Source organism: Ralstonia sp. 1B3 (genome assembly GCF_036631435.1).
Genome location: NZ_JAPNUG010000034.1, coordinates 28,389 through 45,624, shown reverse-complemented (window position 1 = coordinate 45,624; position 17,236 = coordinate 28,389). Strand labels below are relative to the sequence as shown.

Genomic DNA, 17,236 nt, shown 5'->3' with positions numbered 1-17,236 from the left:
TTCGCCAAAGGAAGCGCTCAGCGGATCGAAGATCTGCGTTGCGGTGCGCCGAGAAACGGCATCAGGCAGCTCGGGAAAAAACCACCCCCTCTTCGGAGGGGAAACGTGGCATGGATCCTGCGTTATTGGCGCCCGTTTCACGACAATAAAAATACGGGTGGGGGTATGAACAAGAAGCGGATCCCGGCGATCGCGCCGGCGAAATGCAGGCACCGGTTCGGCATGTGTGGACTGGACCATCGCGCGAGTCTGGACCGGGGGTGCGCCTAGCAGGCAGATCCGCTCGTTTCTGCGACGCGGGCAGAGCGCCTCGGAAGTTTCAGGCGCAGGGGGCGCGCGAACGTCCTGCGTTCTCCGTCTTTTCCGGACCTTCGCCGCACGGTGACAGCGCTGTCCCTCATGACGTCCTTGCGATTTACCTCATTCCGGCTCCTGGCCTGGCTGCCCTGCTGATCGGACTTTCCGTATCGCAGGCGCATGCCGTGGCGGCTGACGAGCCTCAGCGCTTGCGTATCGAGCGGTCAACGCTGGAGCATGTCCTGATGGAAATCACGCGGTTGAGCGGCCAACCGCTGTCGTTCGCATCCAGCCTCGTGCAGGAGCGCTGGGCAGGTCCGATCGACGGCACGATGACGGCCGCCGACGCCGCCCGGCTGGCACTGCAGAACAGCGGGCTCGCGCTGTCCGTGCTGCCTGACGGCACGATGACCGTCGTGGCGGCCGGCACCGCCGGCGCCCCCGACCCGCAGCCGCGCGACATCGGCGCGCTGCCGCCATCGGAAGTCCATGGCGCAGGCGACACGGGGTTCGCGGTGCTTTCCAGCAGCGCCATCACGCGCGTTGAAATGCCGATGACCAGCATGCCGCACGCCATCAATACGGTCACGCGTGGCCTGTTGGCCAGCCAACAGCCGACCTCGTTGAATGCCGCACTGGCACAGGCCGGCGTGGCTTCGGTATTGGCTGACCCGACCGCACCGCCCCTCTATGCCATCCGCGGCTACATGACCAATGCCATCTCCGTGGATGGCTTGCCCGACAAGCTCGCCTCGCTGCGGCCCGTGGACGCACTGGAAGAGATCGACGTCATCAAGGGGCCGAACGCAGACGTCGCAAGCGTCACCATGGCCGGTGGTGCCATCAATGCCAGCCTGAAGGCACCGACCGCTGCCGCACAGCGCAGCGTCGCCATGGAGGTCGCCTCGCATGGCGGCCGCAAGGTGGTCGCCGACCTGGCCGGTGCCATCGGGGCCAACGGGTTGTCGTACCGCCTCGTTGGGGTCAACGACACGACGACCGACAGCGACGGCGGATACGCGGGCCACCGCGTCAGCTACGGCCACGCCGCACTGGGCTGGAACGACAGCACAACGAGCATCACCGCGGGCATCGAATCCCTCACCAGCCGGCAGCCTGTGCCACCTGCCACCTTTGCGCTGGACGGTGCACCTGCGCGTGTACCCGTGCAGCGTCCGTTCGGCAACGTAGACGACCGCGTTGAAGGCAGCGGCACGCGCGTCTACTACACGGCCTCGCGCAACCTGAACGATGACTGGGCCCTCCATTCGCGGGCGAGCTATGAATCCGTGAGAGAGGAATCGGCCCAGTGGGATCTCGGATCGGCCTCGTCATATAACGCCATGCCCAACAACACGATCTGCGGGCTGCGTCATACCGAAAGCCACCTGTGGGCCATGTCGAACGAGTTGACAGGCACCGTTTCGCACAACGCGCTGCGCCACACATTCACCCTCGGCTGGGAAGAGATCCAGGAGCGGCAGAACCTGATCAAACCGGGCTTCATCGCACAGGCCACGCAAGACCCGTTCGCGCCCGTACCGCTGCCGGCGGCCACGTTCATTCCCGGCAACCGGCTGTCGCAAACCTTGAGGCAGTCCATCTTCCGGCTGCGCGACCACGCCGCCATTGGCAACAGGTGGGAGGTGTCGGCCTCCATCCGCGCGAACAACTACGTCGCCCTGCTGCCCCATACGCAATTGCGCGGCGTTGCCTGGACGCCTGCCGTGGGCCTGCTCTACAAGCTCACGCCCAGCACGGCATGGTTTGCCGACTACATGCGCGGCTTCCAGATCAGCGGGCTACTACTTCTATGACGGCACGGGCACACAACCGGAGCGCAGCCGCCAGGTCGAAACCGGGCTGCGATGGGAAGACGCACACCGCACGCTGACGGCACAGGCGGCGCTCTACCGGATCGATGCGAAGAACGTCAGCCTGGCCGACGTGTCGCACCCGGGCTACTACACGCAACTCGCCGAGCAAACCAGCCAGGGCGTGGAACTGTCGATGCAAGGCACGGTGGCGCGCGGCTGGGAGGCATCGTTATGGTTATCGGTGGCTCGCATGTCAGCGAGGCTGCCGGGCGGCTACGTACCCGGCGTGCCGGCTCGAAACGCCGCGCTGTGGACCACGTACACGCTGCAGAGCGGTGTGCTCGCAGGCATGGGCATGGGGCTCGGCATCAGCGCGCAGGGCCGTGCCGACGCCCACGGCGATGCGTCGTTCCGGGTGCCCGGCTCGGTGCGTGTCGACAGCAGCCTCTTCTGGCACCAAAAGCGCTGGCGCATCGACCTCTTCGCGCGCAACCTCTTCAACGTGCGCACGTACGGCAACACGCTCAGCAGCAGCTACATCCCCATCCTGCCGGGCCGCACGCTGGCGCTGCGCGTGACGCACCACTTCTGAAGCCCACCTGCGATTCACATGCCGCGCGCTGACACAGCGGCACGCACGTGAGTTTGCCGCCGCGCACGTCCGATCTGGCCTGAGATTTCGTCTCGGTGATCAGCGCTTCGGCCTGGCTGCATGGCCTGATGGCCGACATTCCCTAACGTTCCACCAAAGTCGCCCGACATGCCCTTTCGCTTTGCGATCGGCGTGCCGGCACGCGGCTGCCCTGGGCTGCGCGGCCCGGCACGGGCAGAACGCGCAGGGCCATGTCGGCCCCGCGACCCGAACTGGAATCGGAAGCGATTGCCGTGCTGGCGTTTCTCTGCAGACGTCGGCCGCGCGGCGTTTCTCTCCTCTCTGTATCGGCATGCGCCCAGTCAGCGGCCTGGACGGTGCCATGCATCACGCCTGCCCACTGAGGTGACACATGAATATGAAGGTCCAAGACAACGCTTCACTGAATATCTCGACCCAGCTCCAGCTGGATCAACCCGGCAAACAGAATCAGGCGGAAAGCCCGCTGCAGCATCTCGTGCAAGACATCCTGAAGGTGCTGGAAGCGATGCTGCGCAACGCCACCGCACAAGGCGGCGCCAATGCAGGTGCGGGCGGTGGCTCGGGTGGCGCAGCCGGCGGTGGCGCCCAGGGCGCGGGTGCCGCGCAGGGCCCGTCCGCCAACCAGGGCGCGCAAGGTGCACAAGGTAGCCAGGGTTCGCAAGGCGCGCAGGGTGCCAACAAGGGCCAGCAAGTTGGCGACGACAACGGCGACGACTCCAGCAGCCAAGACCCGATGCAGGCGCTCATGAAGCTGCTGGAAGACCTGCTGAAGTTCATGAAGATCAGTGAGCAGATGCAGCACAAGTTCGACACGGGCGAAGGCGCCAAGGGCGTCGATGGCGCGGGTGGTGCCAACGGCGGCAAGGGCCTCAGCATGGACGACATGCTCCAGATGCTCGACGACGCGCTGCAGCTGATGCAGCAGCAGATGATGACGAACGCGTTCGGTGGTGCGGGCGGCGCAGGCGGTGCTGATGGCGGTGCTGGCGCAGGCGGTGCTGACGGTGGAGCCGGCGCAGGTGGTGCCGGTGGCGCAGACGGCACCGACAACTCCAGCGACGCCGGCGGTGCAAACGGTGCCGACGGCACAGGCGACGCCGGTGGCGCAGACGGCACCGACAACTCCAGCGACGCCGGCGGTGCAAACGGTGCCGACGGCACAGGCGACGCCGGTGGCGCAGATGGCGCCGACAACTCGGGCGACGCCAGCGGTGCAAGCGGTGCTGACGGCACAGGCGATGCCGGTGGCGCAACGGGCGCGGACAACGCCAACGGCGCCGAAGGCAGCGGTCAGAAGAGCAACGACTCCATGATCGAACAACTGCTGAAAGTGTTGGACGACCTGGTGAAGATGCTGACGCAACAACAGCAGCAGGCGCCTGGCGGTGATCAGACGCAAGGCGGCAGCGCTGGTGCCGGTGGCGCAGGCAACGCAGGCGCGGCCGGTGGTGCGCAAGGTGCGGGTGGCGCAGCGGGCGGCACGGCAGCCGGTGGCGCAAACGGCGCGTCCGGTGCATCCGGCACGCCGAACGCCTCCACGGCCGATGGCGCGAACGGCGCAGACGGCACCGGCACCGACAACGGCGCCAACAGCCCCATGGCCCAGCTCGAAACGCTGCTCAAAGACATGATCAAGGTGCTCGAGCAACTGCAGGCACAAAAGGCCGGCGGCACGCAACAGCAGCACGCCCAGGTGCAAGGCGCCTGACGCCAGCCCACTCAACCCGACGGCCGGCAACGGCCGTCACTTTCTATCCCAAGCAAGGAGACTCGCCATGAGTATCTTCAGCAAAATCAAGCACGCCTTTCAGCACCTGGGCGATGACATCGCCAAGGTCGGCAAGGGCATCGCCCACGCCGCCGAAAGCGTCGGCAAGAACCTCGTCCACGACGTGGAAGCCGTTGCCAAGCAGACGGCAGCCATGACCAACGATCTGGTCCACCTGCGCATTCAAAAGGCGTTGCACGACGCCGTGGGCGTTGGCGAAGCCACCTTCAAGGGCATGCGGGATCTGAATACCGCTGCCTTCGACGTGGCAGAAAAATCGCTGGAAAATGCCCACCTGAGCAAGGGCCTGGACAAGGCGCTGAGCAAGGTCGACAAGGCACGGGGCTTCGTCAACGATATTGCCGACCGCACGGTCAAGAGCATCGGCGACAGCGTCAACGGCTTTGCGGACAGCAGCATTGCTGCGGCCAAAGCGGCTGCGCATGGTCGCTTCGGCGAAGCGCTGGGCGATATCGGCTCAGCCGCGGGTAACGCCGCACAGTTGGCCTCGGACCTGACGCCCGAAGGCCTCGCGGCCAGCGCCGCTGTAGCAACGCTGCAGAAGACGCACCTGGGCGGCACGGTGGTCGACTCCGTGGTGGAAGGCGCGCTCACGGGCGGCCGCAGCGGCCTGAGGGATGCGGCCAAGTTCGCCGCCAAGGAAGGCGCCAAGGCAGAGGCTGGCGTGCAGGCACAGAACCTGTTCAACAAGGTGAGCGGCCAAGGCAGCGGCAATGGCACCGGCGGCATGCTGCTCGGCGCTGCGGCTGCGGGCGCTGGCGTGGCAGGCGATTTCCATGCCTCCCGCAAGACCCGTCACGCCACGGCAGCTGAACCGCACCACACTGGTACGCAACATCAGCCCGAGGCTGGCGGCCACGAAGATGCGAGCCGCAAAGGCAAGAAGAAGCACGAGGCCGAAGTCGACTCAAGCAACGGCAACGGCAACGGAAGCGGCACGGGCAAGACGGGCAACGGCAGCAACACCGACCCCACCGGCCAGGACGCGGCCCTCGAGCTGCAACTGCTGCAACAGCAGTCTGCGCATCAGAGCATGCTGAACGGCATCAAGTCGAACACCAACGACGACGATGATGACGATGGCGACGACGTTACGTCGAACGCACCGGCCGCGGCACCGCAGTCCTCCGGCTCGAGCCAAGCGAGCGCCAGCGCTGGCCCGAACAGCCACGCCAGCGCGTCGACGCATAAGAAGGCTGCATAAGCCGCTGTTTGCGTTTGTTCCACTTCGGCCCCACGCGAGGTTCGCGTGGGGTCGAGCTTTCCGCCATCGGTGCGACGCCACCGTCGTGCAACCTTCGACTGGAATTTCAATGCCTTCGATCAATCCGTTCCGCCGCACTTCGCACACTCCGGCCGCCGATTCCACGCCAGCGCATGGCGCCGTCCCTGCCTATGCCACGCCACCGCGACAGGAGCCGGCACGGCAGCCTCGGCGAGGCGGAATTGCCGGATTGTTCGGGCTGCGCCGCTCGTCTGCCAATGCGGATCGGTCTTCCGCCGCGCGCCCCAACATCGCTGCCGGCACCCCACCCGGGGCTTCGCGCACGGCGCCAAACAGCCCACTCCACGTACGCGCTCCGGCGCCCGAAAACCTGCTGCATGGTGCTGCCGCCGTGAATGCGCGCATTGCCGGTTCCGGCGTCCGCCAGGCGCTGGAGGAGTGGCACGCGCAGATGCATGCCCGGATTGGCGACTACCGCCCGACAAACCCGTCTGCTCCTTTCAATCCGGCACGGCAGCTCGACATTGCGCTGACCCACATCGAAGACGTGGCGCGAGGGCGTCGAGCCAGCAGACAGGATCGAGCTGAAGGCGACGCCTGTGCTTCATCTGCCTGACCTCGTTTCCGAAATCGCGCACCTCAAGGCCCTTCACGTGTCGGACTGCGACCTGCGCGAACTGCCGCACGACTTGAGCAACCTCGGCATGCTCGAGACACTCAAGCTGCAGAACAACCCACGCCTGCACACGGTGCCCGATACGCTGGGGCAATTGGCGAGCCTGAAGCATCTCGAGATCGTGGGAAGCGGCGTGCGCGCGTTGCCGGCCATGCACGGCCTCGCGAACCTGGAACACCTTGCCATCCAGCATTCACCACTCACCTCGTTGCCGCGCGACATCGGCAACGCAAGAAAGCTGAAAACATTGTCTCTGGCGCATACCTATCTGCGCGAGGTGCCGGCCAGCATCGGCAATCTGTCGAAACTCACCGAACTGGACCTCCGCCACAACGTAGGCCTGACTTCGGTGCCTGATTCCATTGGGCAGCTGCGTCAGCTGAAAACGCTCGACCTCTCGTACTGTCCACAACTCCGCGCCGTCCCGGCGTCCGTTGAAACCTGCGCCACCTCAAGACCCTCGATCTGCGTGGCTGCACGGGTCTTACCATGCAAGGTCTGCCGAAATCGCTCATCACCCCGATGCCCGGCCGCAAGGTGCACTTCCCGGAACATCTGCACACCGAAATCGGCAAGGTACGTGAAGAATGGGCGATGAAGAACGCACCTCGACTTCAACTGCTGCAAGCCGACATCGAGCGCAAGAACGAAGAGATGGAAAACGCCGTCTTCGGGTCGGCAAACGACATGAACGACGGCCAGTTGGTTTCGGTTGCCTTTCGTCTGAAGAAGGCTCATGACAAGCTGCCCGAAGTGAGGAATCAGGTCCTGCGTAATCCGGCAGGCCTGCAGACCGATGCGTCTGTCGCCATGCGGCATGCATTGGCCAACGCATTCAACGTGGAGCCCGATCGCGAGATGTCCGCACGTTTGGTGACCGCGGCGCGTGCGTTGCCGCGCCCCTTGCAGCACGAACTGGCCGATCTGGTCGCCTCTAGCTCGGGGCGTCAACTGGTGATCGCCATTGGCGAAGGCGCATTTGGCGTGCGAGGCTCCAGCAGGCTGCAACACATGCTGCCGGCGTTTACGCAAGAGATTGCCCGCCACCCGCAGATCAGGAACCTGCGCGAGCAGGCACGGCGACATCCGACAACCCACACCGCGCAACAGGTAGCGGCACAGCTCACGCCGATCGTTCAGCAGTTGTGGACCGCCACACAGGCCGAGGCAACACTCGCGGCGCTTGTACCGCCGCTGCAGACAGAACTGAAACCGCTGCTGGCATCAGAGGCCGGCCGAAAGTTCGTGTTGGACCTCAGCAAGGTGGCAGAGGGCGCCAAGGGAACAAGTACGCTCAGGCGTCTTCTGCCGCAATTGGCCACGCGGATTGCGCACGACCCGAATGCGCAGGCTCTTCACCGGCTGGCAAGGCAGGATCAGCACGGCACGGCCGACGAACGCCGCGAAGGTCTTGCACTGGCGTTGCTCCCCATCGCCCAGCACCACTGGGATACGCTTGCGCAACAGGGCGACGCCGGGCCGTCGCGCCGCCGTTGACCGCGTTGCCGACGAGCACAAACAAAAAGCCCATCGGGAGGCTTTTTTCTGCTGCATTGGCAAGGGGCCCTACAGCGCCACCACACGCGGGGTCAGCAGGAACAGCCGCTGGAACCGCTGGCCCGTGGTCTGGTCATGCCGGAACAGTGCGCCCAGCAACGGGATCTTCGAAAGCCCCGGCACGGCATCCACGCCCTTGGTTTGCTGGTCGACCGAGTAACCGGCAATCAGCAGGCTTTCGCCTTCGTTGATGAGCGCCTGCGTGTTGATCTCGCTCTTGTTGACCACCGGCAGGTTGCCCACCATCTGATTGGTGATCTGGCCATCTTCAATGTGGATGTTCATGCGAATGCGCGAAGTGCCGCCATCCATCACGACCATCGGCAACACGCGCAGCGACACGCCCGCCGAAATGCTGTACAGATCCGCCGACTGATACCCTGCCACTGGCACGTAGAAATTCTGTTTGCTGTCCATGATGGCCTCGGTGTTGTCCAGCGTGGCCACCTTCGGGCTCGCAGTGATGTGCGCCTGGTTGGTCTGCTGCAGCGCGCTGATACGCGCCATCAGGTAACGCGATGCTCCACCGATCACGGCGGTCAACACACCGCCCGTGGGCGTGGCGGCAATGGCAGCAGCGGCATTGGCCGTGGTGGCGACCGCATCCAGCGCGCCCGGATTGGACAACTGCGTGTTCGTGCCATAACCGGTTTGCATATCGACATGGCTGTTGTGCAGGCGCCAATCAACACCGAGGTCTTCCAGTGCGCTCTCACTGATCTCGATGATGCTGGCGCTGATCTCCAGCACGGCCGGGCGCGTATCGAGCGATTCAATCAACGATTGGTGGGCCGCCATGCGGTCTGCGCGGTCGCGTACGAGCACCGAGTTGCTGCGCGGGTCCGCATGGATGATCGGGGCGCTGCCGCCGTCTTCCTGGAATGCATCCGCACGGCTGCGGCTCTCGCCGCTGGGCAACGGTGCCGCTGAACCGCCGCCGGCGTATTGGCCGACACCGCCCGGCGGCAGGGGCGCCTTGCCGCCACCGCGGTCATTACTGCCCAGACCCGAAAGCGCACGCGTGCCGCCGCGCCCTGCGTTGGCCTCGCCGGGGGCGACGCTGTCGACGCGACGGTCACCGCTTCGTTGCGGCGTGCTCTCCGTGCTCGGCGCGTTGTTGCCGTACATGCTGTTCAGGATGGACGCGACACCGCGAATGTTGATGGCCTGGCCGTCCACGATCATGGTGTGGTCGGTGGCCCACGCGTAGCGCAGCGGGAAGGTACGCACGACGGTGCGGTTGGCATCTTCGCGGCCGCGGTCGATCAAACGCGCTATGTCCTGCACAAGCTCGACCAGGCGCGGCGGCCCCGATACGACCACGCTGCCGGTTTCATCGTCGTACAGCACGGGAAAGCGCGGGTCGGTCACGCCCAGGCGTGTCAGTGCGCGCTTGACCTGCGCGGTGGATGCGCGCTGCAGCGCAATGGTCGCGCTCTGCGCCTCGTTGGCGCCCGTTACGCGCAGCACGGCGCCGTCGTAATACCACGCAAAGCCGAACGTGGCGGCCATGCGATCGAGAAACCGCTGCGGCGTTTCATTGAAGTTGCCCGTCACGCTGCCCTCGACCTGGGGCGAGATCCACGTCATGACGTGCTGGCTGGCGCCGAGGTCTCGCAAGACATCCTTCACGTCTTTGCGGTCGGCCACGTATTCAAATTTCTGCGACTGCCACGGGATCATCGCCGCAGCGGCGCTTCCGGCCAGCGACAGCACCGCGACGGCCGCAGCCATCAAGTACCGGCACGCGGCCAGCACGCGACCCTTCCGGCTCGCAATTCGAGTCAGATGCATGGTTGCACTCGTAAGAATGATGAAGACAGACCGCACCAGCGCGCGGCCAGGCGATACAGCGGCCGCGGCTTAACGCCAGATGGTTTCCGACGGCGCTTCGTTGAACTGCTTGCGATACCCCTTGACCAGCGCCGAGCGGCTGCGGATGCCCCAGCGCGATGCCGTATCGATGATGTTCGACGGCCCGCGCCCCTCGTCCAGCAGGTCGGAGCGGATGCCCTCCAGACGCAGCCGGCGGATGACCGAGCTGGGCGACATGCCCACCGCGCTCTTGAACGCGAGCTGCAGCGCGCGCTCGGTCACGTTGATGTGCGCGGCCACCTCACGCGTCGTCAGGTCGCTACGTTCGATGTTGTCGAGAATGTAGTGATACGCGCGGCGGTACTTGGCCGACAGACGCGCGCTCACATCATCGGACGCGCGCGACGCGGCCGGCGTGGTCGTGCTGACACGGCGGACGCCAGGCGATTCGGTGCGCAGGCAGCGCAGGGCGTCTTGCATGTAGGCGGTGTAGTACTTGAGCGCACCCGCTGCATCGCCGCGCTGCGCCGCCATCTTGGCGCGGCAGTAGAGATAGTCGAAATTCCAGCGTCGCGCGCCGAACGACGTATCGCGATTGCAGATCTGGTCATACACCTTGCCGGCCACGTCGTGCTGCTCACCGCTGAGCGCGGCCAGCACCACCTCCACCTTCGTCTGCATCAGCAGGCGGCTGCCCATGCGGCGCGATTGCCCGATGATGGCCATGAGCGGGTCGATTGCCGTGCGGTCGCCATCGGCCATGCGGCGCAGCAGGCTCAGGTACTCGGCGCGGCGATGGATCATCGCGGGCACATTCGCATCGTGCTTGCCGTTGGCGGCCCAGCCGTCGCGCCCGCCATGGTTGTGCAGCATCGCAGCGCCGACTTCCGCGGACTGCCAGAACGCGTGTTCCAGCAGACGGTTGGAGCAGCGGATGCCCGCCTGCACCGCAAACTCGTACACGACGAGATCCAGCGTGGCGACCCAGCCGGCATCATTGCGCTCCGTTGCAATGGCACGTGCCGATTGCAGCGCCTCGTCTGCTGCGTCCTGCTGACCAAGCTGGTGGTGCACAAGTGCCAGGCCCATCATGCCTTCGACGCGCTGCAGCCATGTCGCGCCATCGTCTTCGGCCATGCGGGAGAAACAACCTGCCGCGGCCGAGTAGCGATCGCGCAGCAGCGATTGCCAGCCCATGTTGCGGCACGACACCACGCGCAGCTGATCATCCGAATGGCGAATCAGACGCTGCGCGATGCGGAAGGCCTCTTCGGCGTCTTCATCGCACTCCAGTAGCATCGATGCATCGGCCATGGCCAGCACGCCGGCGTAGTCGCCAGCGTCTTTGCCGTGCAGGCCGCCATGATCATCGACCAGTTGATACGCGCGATCGAAATCTTCCGCGAAGACGGCCTTCGCATAGTCGGGCAGACGCTCCCGCGCTGCCAGTCCGGAGGCCAAGGCAAAGTAGATGTTTCCCAGCATGTCGACGCTCCCGTGTCAGAGATTGCGGCTCGCGAGGCGCTGGCCGCGTGGTGTTGGATTTCGTAAGGACATCCTAAGAAATCGCTGCACCGACAATCTCAACAAAGCTTCGTCAGCCGCTGAACAATCCTCACTGCATATTTTTCGGTTTTGACGACGTGCCATCGCCCACCAGTCCGCCCCTCACCCGCTGCAGCAACTGGCTATAGGTGAGCGTGTCGCGCACCTGGCTGGACATTGCCACCACCAGCGCCGTGACCATCAGGATGGCCACCACGCCCTTGATGGGCTGCCCAAGCGAAGCGGGTTCGAGCTTGTCGGCCGCGCGCGACAGCAGCCCGATGCCGGCATCGATAAGGAACAACGTCATCATCACCGGCGCAGCGAGCTTCACGGCCGTGGAGAAGATGGAATCGGTTTGCTGCAGCAGAAAACTCTCGGCCACGGCGCTCATGTCGGGCAGCGTGGCGCCCAGCGGCCACCAGTGAAACGACTCGAACACGACGCCCAGCAAAAACAGCATGCCACCCGCTGCATAGAACAAGGTGACGGCCAGATTCAGCAACGTGTTGCCGATCGGCGTGTTCTGGTCGCCCTGCAACGGGTTGCTCATCTGCACGTTGTTGAAGCCGGCCATGTTGTCGACGATCGTGCCCGCCGTCTGCGCGACCCAAAACACAGTCGACGCCGCATAGCCGAGGCACGCCCCCAGGAAAATCTCCTTGCCGGCCAGCAGGAACCACCGCGCCGCGCTCAGGTGTTCCGCCACGGCCGGCGGCTGCGCCGCAGCAACGATGATGGCGAGCGTGTACACCACGCCATTGCGCGCGGTGCCGGGCACGGACTGGTCGCTCGTGGCCGGCAGGATCGCGAAGATGGTCATGATGCGCACGCAGGACAGCGCGAGCAGCGCAAGGATCACCTCCGCGCTTTCGTCAAGGTCAAACCAGGCGTGCAGAACGGTATCGATGGCTTCCATGGGGATGGGCTGAATATCGTCGAAATGTCGTGCCATCAAGCCGCTGCACGTGGGCGCGGGCGCGCCAGGATGGCCTCCACAGCCTCCTCCTCGGTGGCAAGCTCGCGCTCGGTGGCTTCCTGCTGATCGATCCGCTCCGCAGTCTTGCGGCATTGATCGAGCATGGCATCGAGCCGCGCCAGCGCCTGACGCCGCGCCTTGAGTTCAGCTTCGCGTTCGGCCACGGCGGCGTGCGCGGCAGCGACGGCGTGCTGTGCTTGCATGACCGCATCATCCAGCTCGCCGCGAAACGCGTCGTAGCGCAGGTACGCATCGGCCAGCAGCACCGGCGCGGCAATCAACTGATCCATGCGGGCAACGTGATCACGCAGGCGCTCATGCGCGCGCTCGCACGCGTCTTCGCTGTCTTGCGCTGCGGCCTGTGCATCGGCCACGGCTTGCTGTGCGATGCCGATCTCCGCTTCGACACGACGGCGCTGGCGCGTCTTGGCTTCGATCAGCGTGTGCCAGACCGCGGAGCGCTTGCGCTTCATGCCTGAGCCACCTCGGTCAGCAGCCGGTATGTTTCATCGGGGCTGCACCACTCGTCGGTGCGCTGGCGCAGGAAGTCTTCCATCCAGCCGTTCCATTGCACGGCGGTGTCGGCCACCGCATCGCTGCCTTCCTTGTACTCGCCCATCTGCAGCAGCGTCTCGACCTCGTTGTACTTGGCGAGCAACTGGCGCATGCGGCCGGCAGCCGCGCAGTGGTCGGGCGGCGCGACTTGCGTCATCACGCGGCTGAGGCTGTTCAGGATGTCGATGGCCGGATAGCGATTGCGCGCGGCAATGTCGCGCGACAGGATCAAGTGGCCGTCCAGAATGCCGCGCACTTCTTCGGCCACGGGGTCGTTGCCGGACTCATCTTCGGCCAGCACGGTGTACAGCGCGGTGATCGAACCCGTGGCGCTCATGCCGGCGCGTTCGAGCAGGCGCGGCAACTCGGCAAACACCGATGGCGGAAAGCCGCGCCGCGTGGGAGGCTCGCCCGCGGCAAGGCCGATCTCGCGCTGCGCGCGGGCAAAGCGCGTGAGTGAATCCATCATCAGCAGCACACGCAGCCCCTGGTCGCGAAAATACTCGGCGATGGCCGTGCCGACATGCGCGGCCTTGGCGCGCTCCACGGACGAGCGATCGGACGTTGCACACACCAGCACGGAGCGGCGCATGCCCTCGTCGCCCAGGATCTGTTCGATGAATTCGCGTACCTCGCGGCCGCGCTCGCCAATCAGCACGATCACGTTGACATCGCATTCGGTGCCCCGCGCCAGCATGCCGAGCAGCGTGCTCTTGCCCACGCCGGCCGGCGCAAAGATGCCCATGCGCTGCCCCTCGGCCAACGTCGCCAATCCGTCGATCACGCGCACACCGGTGGCCAGCGGCTGCTCCACCAGGCGGCGCGACATCGGGTCAGGCGCCTGCGCAAACACGGGCACGTAGTCGTACACATCCAGCGGCGGCCCGCTGTCGGCGGGTCTGCCCAGACCATCCAATACGCGGCCCAGCAACCCGGGGCCGATCCCGACCAGCGTGCGCCCGCTCGGCACCACGCGCGTCGAACGCGACAGGCCGACCACGCCGCCAAACGGCGCCAGCAAGGCGAAGTGCTCGCTGAAGCCGACCACCTCGCCTTGCTGAAGCTCCGTGCCGTCCGGCGTGGTCAACGTGCAAAGCTCGCCGAGCTTGACGTCGACGCCGCCCACGCGCAGCAAGGTGCCCGTCACTTCCACGACCTTGCCCAGGCGCTGGACGGGCGCCACGCTGCGGATGGCTTCATCCATGGCGTCGATCAGCACAGCTTTGGTCATGCCGCATCCTCGTCAAAACCGGCATCGTCATCTGCGTAGCCTTCGTGCGGATCGGCATGTTCGACCGGCTTGCGCTTGCGGCCGGAAAGCGCGTGGCGCAGCGCCGCCAGTTGCACACGCAGGCTCGCGTCGGCGACGCCGTGGTCCCATTCGCATTGGCAATGTCCTGGCTCGGCGCGGTCGTCTGCCAGCACCTCGAAGGCGGCATTGAGCGAACCCGTCTGCACAGCCTGGGCGAACGCGGCGCGGGCCGATTCGATCTCGGCTGCACACACGCACCGTCAGCCGCGCCTGGCTTTGCAGCACACGGCCGAGCGTGGCCGCCACGCGCGCAAACAGCGCCTGGCGGTCGGATTCCAGCACCACCTGCTCAACCGCCTGCATGACCGTGGCGATCAGGCGGTCTTCCTCGCGGCGCGTGGCCTCCTCATCGTCGTACGCGCGCGCGGCCATGGAGGCGTGAAAGTCCTCCAGCGCGCGCCGCTGGCCGGCGGCATAACCAAGCTTGGCGCTGCGTTGCGCGCGCTGCTCGGCTTGCCGGAGCAGCTCGTCAGCATTGGCCCGGGCTTGCGCCAGAATGGCTTCAGCTTCGGTGTGTGCCTGTGCCAATGCAGCTTCGCGCGCCTCGTCCACGGCTTGCCATGCGGCATCCAGTTCGACCACGTGCCCGTAGTCTTCAGCACGGATCACGTCCGAGCCAATGCCAAGCGGAGCATCGCGCCTCAACCAAATAACCATGCCAACTCCGGAAAGAGAACAGGCAACGCAGCCATGAAGGATTCGGCTGGCGTTTCATCTGAGGGAGTGCCGGCACACTGCGGCAACGGCGCTTGCATGCCGATCGTCAGGCGCATCAATTGCGCGAGCGACGGATCCGACACCGTACCGTCGGCAATCAGGGCATGCAGGCCGGCCTCGGCAAGCTGCGCCAAGTCGAGCGCGGGCAGCGGCCCACTGGCGCCTGGCGCCCAGTGCTCGCGTTGCGTCAACGCCGTGAGCGCTGCCTCCCCCAACAGACCGGCAAGACCGGCGAGGTAAGCACCGTCGATGCATCGCGCCAGCGCGGCACGCCTGCCGATCAGCATGCGGGCGGCCAGCACGCGCTGGAGGTCGTCTTTATCGAGCACGGCGAGGCGATGCCCGCGCGAAAGCAATGTCGGCAAGCCCACCTGACCCACGCCAAGCGCGATACAGACCTGGCGCCAGTCTTTGGCCGCGCCTGCCGGTACACCGTTAGCCTGCGCGGCGCATGCCGATGCATCGAACACATGCACTAGCCCACGCATCCGCTCTTGATACGCGTGCAACATGCGCAGGATCATGGCGGCGGCCGGATCGGGTGCGGCGCTCGTGTCGATCATGCTGTTACGCGCTTCTTCCAGCGTGCCGGCAACTTGTCTTCCAGCCGCGCACGCGCTGCGTCAAGCCGTGTCCGTACAGCAGACAGCCGAATGGCGGCACGCCACAGCAGGACGATCACGCCCAGCGCACCCACCACGGCCCCGAGCGTGACCCACGACACACCAGCCGGCGCGCGGCTGGCGACATCGGCGGTGGGCGCATCCACGGTGCCGGGCACCAGCGTGACGCTGACGTTCTCGTAGGTAAGCCCTTCCACGCTATGCACAACCAGGTTCTTGATGCTCGGAACCAGCGAAGACACATTGGCGCTCGGGCGGTATTTGATGAACACCGATGCGCTGGATGGCTTGACCACGGTGGCCAGCGGATCGTTGTTGGGCAGCACGATCTGCACATTGGCTACGGACACGCCGTCGATGCGCGAAAGCGTTTGCGAAAGCTGCTGCGATACGCCGTAAATGAAGCGCACCCGCTCTTCCGTGGGCGTAGAGATGAGCCCGTCCTTCTTGAAGATGTCGCCCAGGCTCGCGTACTTTTCATGCGGCAAGCCGTGGCTGTGCAGGACTTCCATCGCGCGGGCAAAGGCATCCTGGTCGACCATCACCGACCAGGTCTTGCCGTCGTCGGGCGAATTCTTCTGCGCGTCGATGCCGGCCTGCAGCAGCACGGTGAGCATGTCGTTGGCGTCAGCCTCGCTCAGCTGCGCAAAGAGCTGCTTGTTGCAGCCAGCCAGCAGCGCAGTCAGCACGAACAGCAGTGCCAGTGCGCCGCGCCGCATGCGGCAGGATGGAAGCGCGGTCCGCATCATTGGTTCCGCATCAGGGTCTGCACGGCGTTCTTGCCGGAATGCGCAATGGTGCTGCCCAGGTGGATCTTCGTCATGGTGGCCGCGCACTCCATTTGCACGCGCACGCCTTCGGCCACGACTTCCTGCACCGACATACCGCGTTCGGCCTCGGTCATGGCCTCCACACGCGCCATCGACGCCTGCACGGCGGCATCCTCTTTCTTGACCAGTTCGCCAACGGCTGAAGGCCCCTTGCTGTGGTGCTGGCTGTGCTTTGCGTTCTGCAGCATCGATTCGAAGCGTGCAACAAGCTCGGGCGCCGGCGCGGCAGTTTCAGCCGGGGCAATGCCGGCGCCCGGCGTGCCGGCAGTGACCGGCGGAATGGCAGTCGGACCTTGGATCATGATGGACTCCCGGGAGGATGGTTAAGCGCGGGTGAAGTAGTGCGCGCTGTGGTAAGCGCTCAGATCCACGCTTTCTGCGGCCGGCGCGGCAGCGGCGGTGGTGCCGAACGTGCCGGCATCCATTTCTTCCTGCACGCCGATCAGCGTGCGCACCAGCGCGACGGAATCGGCGTCTTCGTTGCGGGCGAGCACCTCATTGGCATACACATGCCACTCCTGATCGCCCAGGGCGTTCAGGCACAGCGCCATCATGGCCGAGGCAAACGGCACCACGCTCTCGGCCCGCTCGCCGTTGTGCAGCTCGCGCAGGATGCGCGCGGCATCGGCGTATTGATGGCGGCCCACCAGCAGCCAGCCTTCCACCAGGTCGAGTTCGCGAAAATTCGGGCGCAGCGTGCGCAATGCAGTCAGCAGCGATTGCGCGTTGTCGAACTGGCCGCTGCGCGTTGCATACATCAAGACTTCGAGCAGCCCGCCCAGCAGGCGGTTGCTACATTGAATCGGTTCCATATCGCAGGGTTCTCCGTGTCGGGTCATGTCGATGCCGGCGTGGGTGCTCCGGC

Annotated in this window: 18 protein-coding genes; 7 read left to right on the top strand and 11 right to left on the bottom strand. The window is 65.5% G+C overall.

Going from position 1 to position 17,236, the window contains the following annotated elements:
* On the bottom strand, positions 1-213 hold a 213-nt coding region (locus OWR21_RS10360), incomplete at its 3' end, for a hypothetical protein (protein ID WP_332395171.1).
* A gap of 269 nt (positions 214-482) precedes the next feature.
* Between OWR21_RS10360 and OWR21_RS10355 the strand changes: the two genes are divergently transcribed.
* The 7 genes from OWR21_RS10355 to OWR21_RS10325 all read left to right on the top strand — a co-directional run bounded on the left by OWR21_RS10355 (position 483) and on the right by OWR21_RS10325 (position 7,935).
* On the top strand, positions 483-2,114 hold the full coding sequence (locus OWR21_RS10355; RefSeq protein WP_332395170.1) for a TonB-dependent siderophore receptor: 1,632 nt from the start codon (positions 483-485) through the stop codon (positions 2,112-2,114).
* Positions 2,065-2,706, top strand: a complete 642-nt coding sequence (locus OWR21_RS10350; RefSeq protein WP_332395169.1) for a TonB-dependent receptor domain-containing protein — start codon at positions 2,065-2,067, stop codon at positions 2,704-2,706. Before OWR21_RS10355 ends, OWR21_RS10350 begins: the two co-directional genes overlap by 50 nt.
* A gap of 412 nt (positions 2,707-3,118) precedes the next feature.
* Positions 3,119-4,456, top strand: a complete 1,338-nt coding sequence (locus tag OWR21_RS10345) for a hypothetical protein (RefSeq protein WP_332395168.1) — start codon at positions 3,119-3,121, stop codon at positions 4,454-4,456.
* 67 nt (positions 4,457-4,523) lie between these two features.
* On the top strand, positions 4,524-5,741 hold the full coding sequence (locus OWR21_RS10340) for a hypothetical protein (protein ID WP_332395167.1): 1,218 nt from the start codon (positions 4,524-4,526) through the stop codon (positions 5,739-5,741).
* 109 nt (positions 5,742-5,850) lie between these two features.
* Positions 5,851-6,378 (top strand): hypothetical protein, encoded by a 528-nt coding sequence (locus OWR21_RS10335; RefSeq protein ID WP_332395166.1) that lies wholly within the window; start codon positions 5,851-5,853, stop codon positions 6,376-6,378.
* The gene (locus OWR21_RS10330) at positions 6,362-7,036 is read left to right on the top strand and encodes a leucine-rich repeat domain-containing protein (protein ID WP_332395165.1); all 675 of its coding nucleotides are present in this window, start codon (positions 6,362-6,364) and stop codon (positions 7,034-7,036) included. Before OWR21_RS10335 ends, OWR21_RS10330 begins: the two co-directional genes overlap by 17 nt.
* Positions 6,961-7,935: a hypothetical protein gene (locus tag OWR21_RS10325; protein ID WP_332395164.1), complete on the top strand. Its 975-nt coding sequence runs from the start codon at positions 6,961-6,963 to the stop codon at positions 7,933-7,935. The genes OWR21_RS10330 and OWR21_RS10325 overlap by 76 nt, the downstream gene beginning before the upstream one ends.
* A gap of 69 nt (positions 7,936-8,004) precedes the next feature.
* On the opposite strand, the gene sctC is transcribed toward OWR21_RS10325, so the two are convergent.
* From sctC to OWR21_RS10275, 10 genes are all read right to left on the bottom strand, one after another.
* A complete protein-coding gene (gene sctC, locus OWR21_RS10320; RefSeq protein ID WP_332395163.1) occupies positions 8,005-9,789 on the bottom strand; it encodes a type III secretion system outer membrane ring subunit SctC in 1,785 nt (594 codons plus the stop codon).
* A gap of 69 nt (positions 9,790-9,858) precedes the next feature.
* On the bottom strand, positions 9,859-11,295 hold the full coding sequence (locus tag OWR21_RS10315; RefSeq protein WP_147214841.1) for a helix-turn-helix transcriptional regulator: 1,437 nt from the start codon (positions 11,293-11,295) through the stop codon (positions 9,859-9,861).
* Positions 11,296-11,425: 130 nt separating this feature from the next.
* Positions 11,426-12,310 carry a type III secretion system export apparatus subunit SctT gene (sctT, locus tag OWR21_RS10310; RefSeq protein WP_332395162.1) on the bottom strand — a complete coding sequence of 295 codons (885 nt, stop codon included), beginning with the start codon at positions 12,308-12,310 and terminating at the stop codon, positions 11,426-11,428.
* The gene (locus OWR21_RS10305) at positions 12,310-12,807 is read right to left on the bottom strand and encodes a flagellar FliJ family protein (protein ID WP_332395161.1); all 498 of its coding nucleotides are present in this window, start codon (positions 12,805-12,807) and stop codon (positions 12,310-12,312) included. The genes sctT and OWR21_RS10305 overlap by 1 nt, the downstream gene beginning before the upstream one ends.
* A complete protein-coding gene (gene sctN, locus OWR21_RS10300; RefSeq protein ID WP_332395160.1) occupies positions 12,804-14,120 on the bottom strand; it encodes a type III secretion system ATPase SctN in 1,317 nt (438 codons plus the stop codon). Before sctN ends, OWR21_RS10305 begins: the two co-directional genes overlap by 4 nt.
* Positions 14,117-14,395: a hypothetical protein gene (locus tag OWR21_RS10295; protein ID WP_332395159.1), complete on the bottom strand. Its 279-nt coding sequence runs from the start codon at positions 14,393-14,395 to the stop codon at positions 14,117-14,119. Before OWR21_RS10295 ends, sctN begins: the two co-directional genes overlap by 4 nt.
* Positions 14,396-14,842: 447 nt before the next feature.
* Positions 14,843-15,481, bottom strand: coding sequence for a type III secretion protein HrpB4 (locus OWR21_RS10290; RefSeq protein WP_332395158.1), 639 nt, complete (start codon positions 15,479-15,481; stop codon positions 14,843-14,845).
* Positions 15,478-16,290 carry a type III secretion system inner membrane ring lipoprotein SctJ gene (sctJ, locus tag OWR21_RS10285; protein ID WP_442968618.1) on the bottom strand — a complete coding sequence of 271 codons (813 nt, stop codon included), beginning with the start codon at positions 16,288-16,290 and terminating at the stop codon, positions 15,478-15,480. Before sctJ ends, OWR21_RS10290 begins: the two co-directional genes overlap by 4 nt.
* Positions 16,287-16,673: a type III secretion protein HrpB2 gene (locus OWR21_RS10280; RefSeq protein ID WP_260801178.1), complete on the bottom strand. Its 387-nt coding sequence runs from the start codon at positions 16,671-16,673 to the stop codon at positions 16,287-16,289. The genes sctJ and OWR21_RS10280 overlap by 4 nt, the downstream gene beginning before the upstream one ends.
* Positions 16,674-16,694: 21 nt before the next feature.
* Positions 16,695-17,183 carry an HrpB1 family type III secretion system apparatus protein gene (locus OWR21_RS10275; RefSeq protein ID WP_232038743.1) on the bottom strand — a complete coding sequence of 163 codons (489 nt, stop codon included), beginning with the start codon at positions 17,181-17,183 and terminating at the stop codon, positions 16,695-16,697.
* Positions 17,184-17,236 lie beyond the last annotated feature (53 nt).

Coding starts and splice junctions, on each gene's coding strand:
- OWR21_RS10345 (WP_332395168.1), top strand. CDS start 3,119: ATGAATATGAAGGTCCAAGACAACGCTTCACTGAATATCTCGACCCAG.
- OWR21_RS10340 (WP_332395167.1), top strand. CDS start 4,524: ATGAGTATCTTCAGCAAAATCAAGCACGCCTTTCAGCACCTGGGCGAT.
- OWR21_RS10335 (WP_332395166.1), top strand. CDS start 5,851: ATGCCTTCGATCAATCCGTTCCGCCGCACTTCGCACACTCCGGCCGCC.
- OWR21_RS10325 (WP_332395164.1), top strand. CDS start 6,961: ATGCCCGGCCGCAAGGTGCACTTCCCGGAACATCTGCACACCGAAATC.
- sctC (WP_332395163.1), bottom strand. CDS start 9,789: ATGCATCTGACTCGAATTGCGAGCCGGAAGGGTCGCGTGCTGGCCGCG.
- OWR21_RS10315 (WP_147214841.1), bottom strand. CDS start 11,295: ATGCTGGGAAACATCTACTTTGCCTTGGCCTCCGGACTGGCAGCGCGG.
- sctT (WP_332395162.1), bottom strand. CDS start 12,310: ATGGCACGACATTTCGACGATATTCAGCCCATCCCCATGGAAGCCATC.
- OWR21_RS10305 (WP_332395161.1), bottom strand. CDS start 12,807: ATGAAGCGCAAGCGCTCCGCGGTCTGGCACACGCTGATCGAAGCCAAG.
- sctN (WP_332395160.1), bottom strand. CDS start 14,120: ATGACCAAAGCTGTGCTGATCGACGCCATGGATGAAGCCATCCGCAGC.
- OWR21_RS10290 (WP_332395158.1), bottom strand. CDS start 15,481: ATGATCGACACGAGCGCCGCACCCGATCCGGCCGCCGCCATGATCCTG.
- sctJ (WP_442968618.1), bottom strand. CDS start 16,290: ATGATGCGGACCGCGCTTCCATCCTGCCGCATGCGGCGCGGCGCACTG.
- OWR21_RS10280 (WP_260801178.1), bottom strand. CDS start 16,673: ATGATCCAAGGTCCGACTGCCATTCCGCCGGTCACTGCCGGCACGCCG.
- OWR21_RS10275 (WP_232038743.1), bottom strand. CDS start 17,183: ATGGAACCGATTCAATGTAGCAACCGCCTGCTGGGCGGGCTGCTCGAA.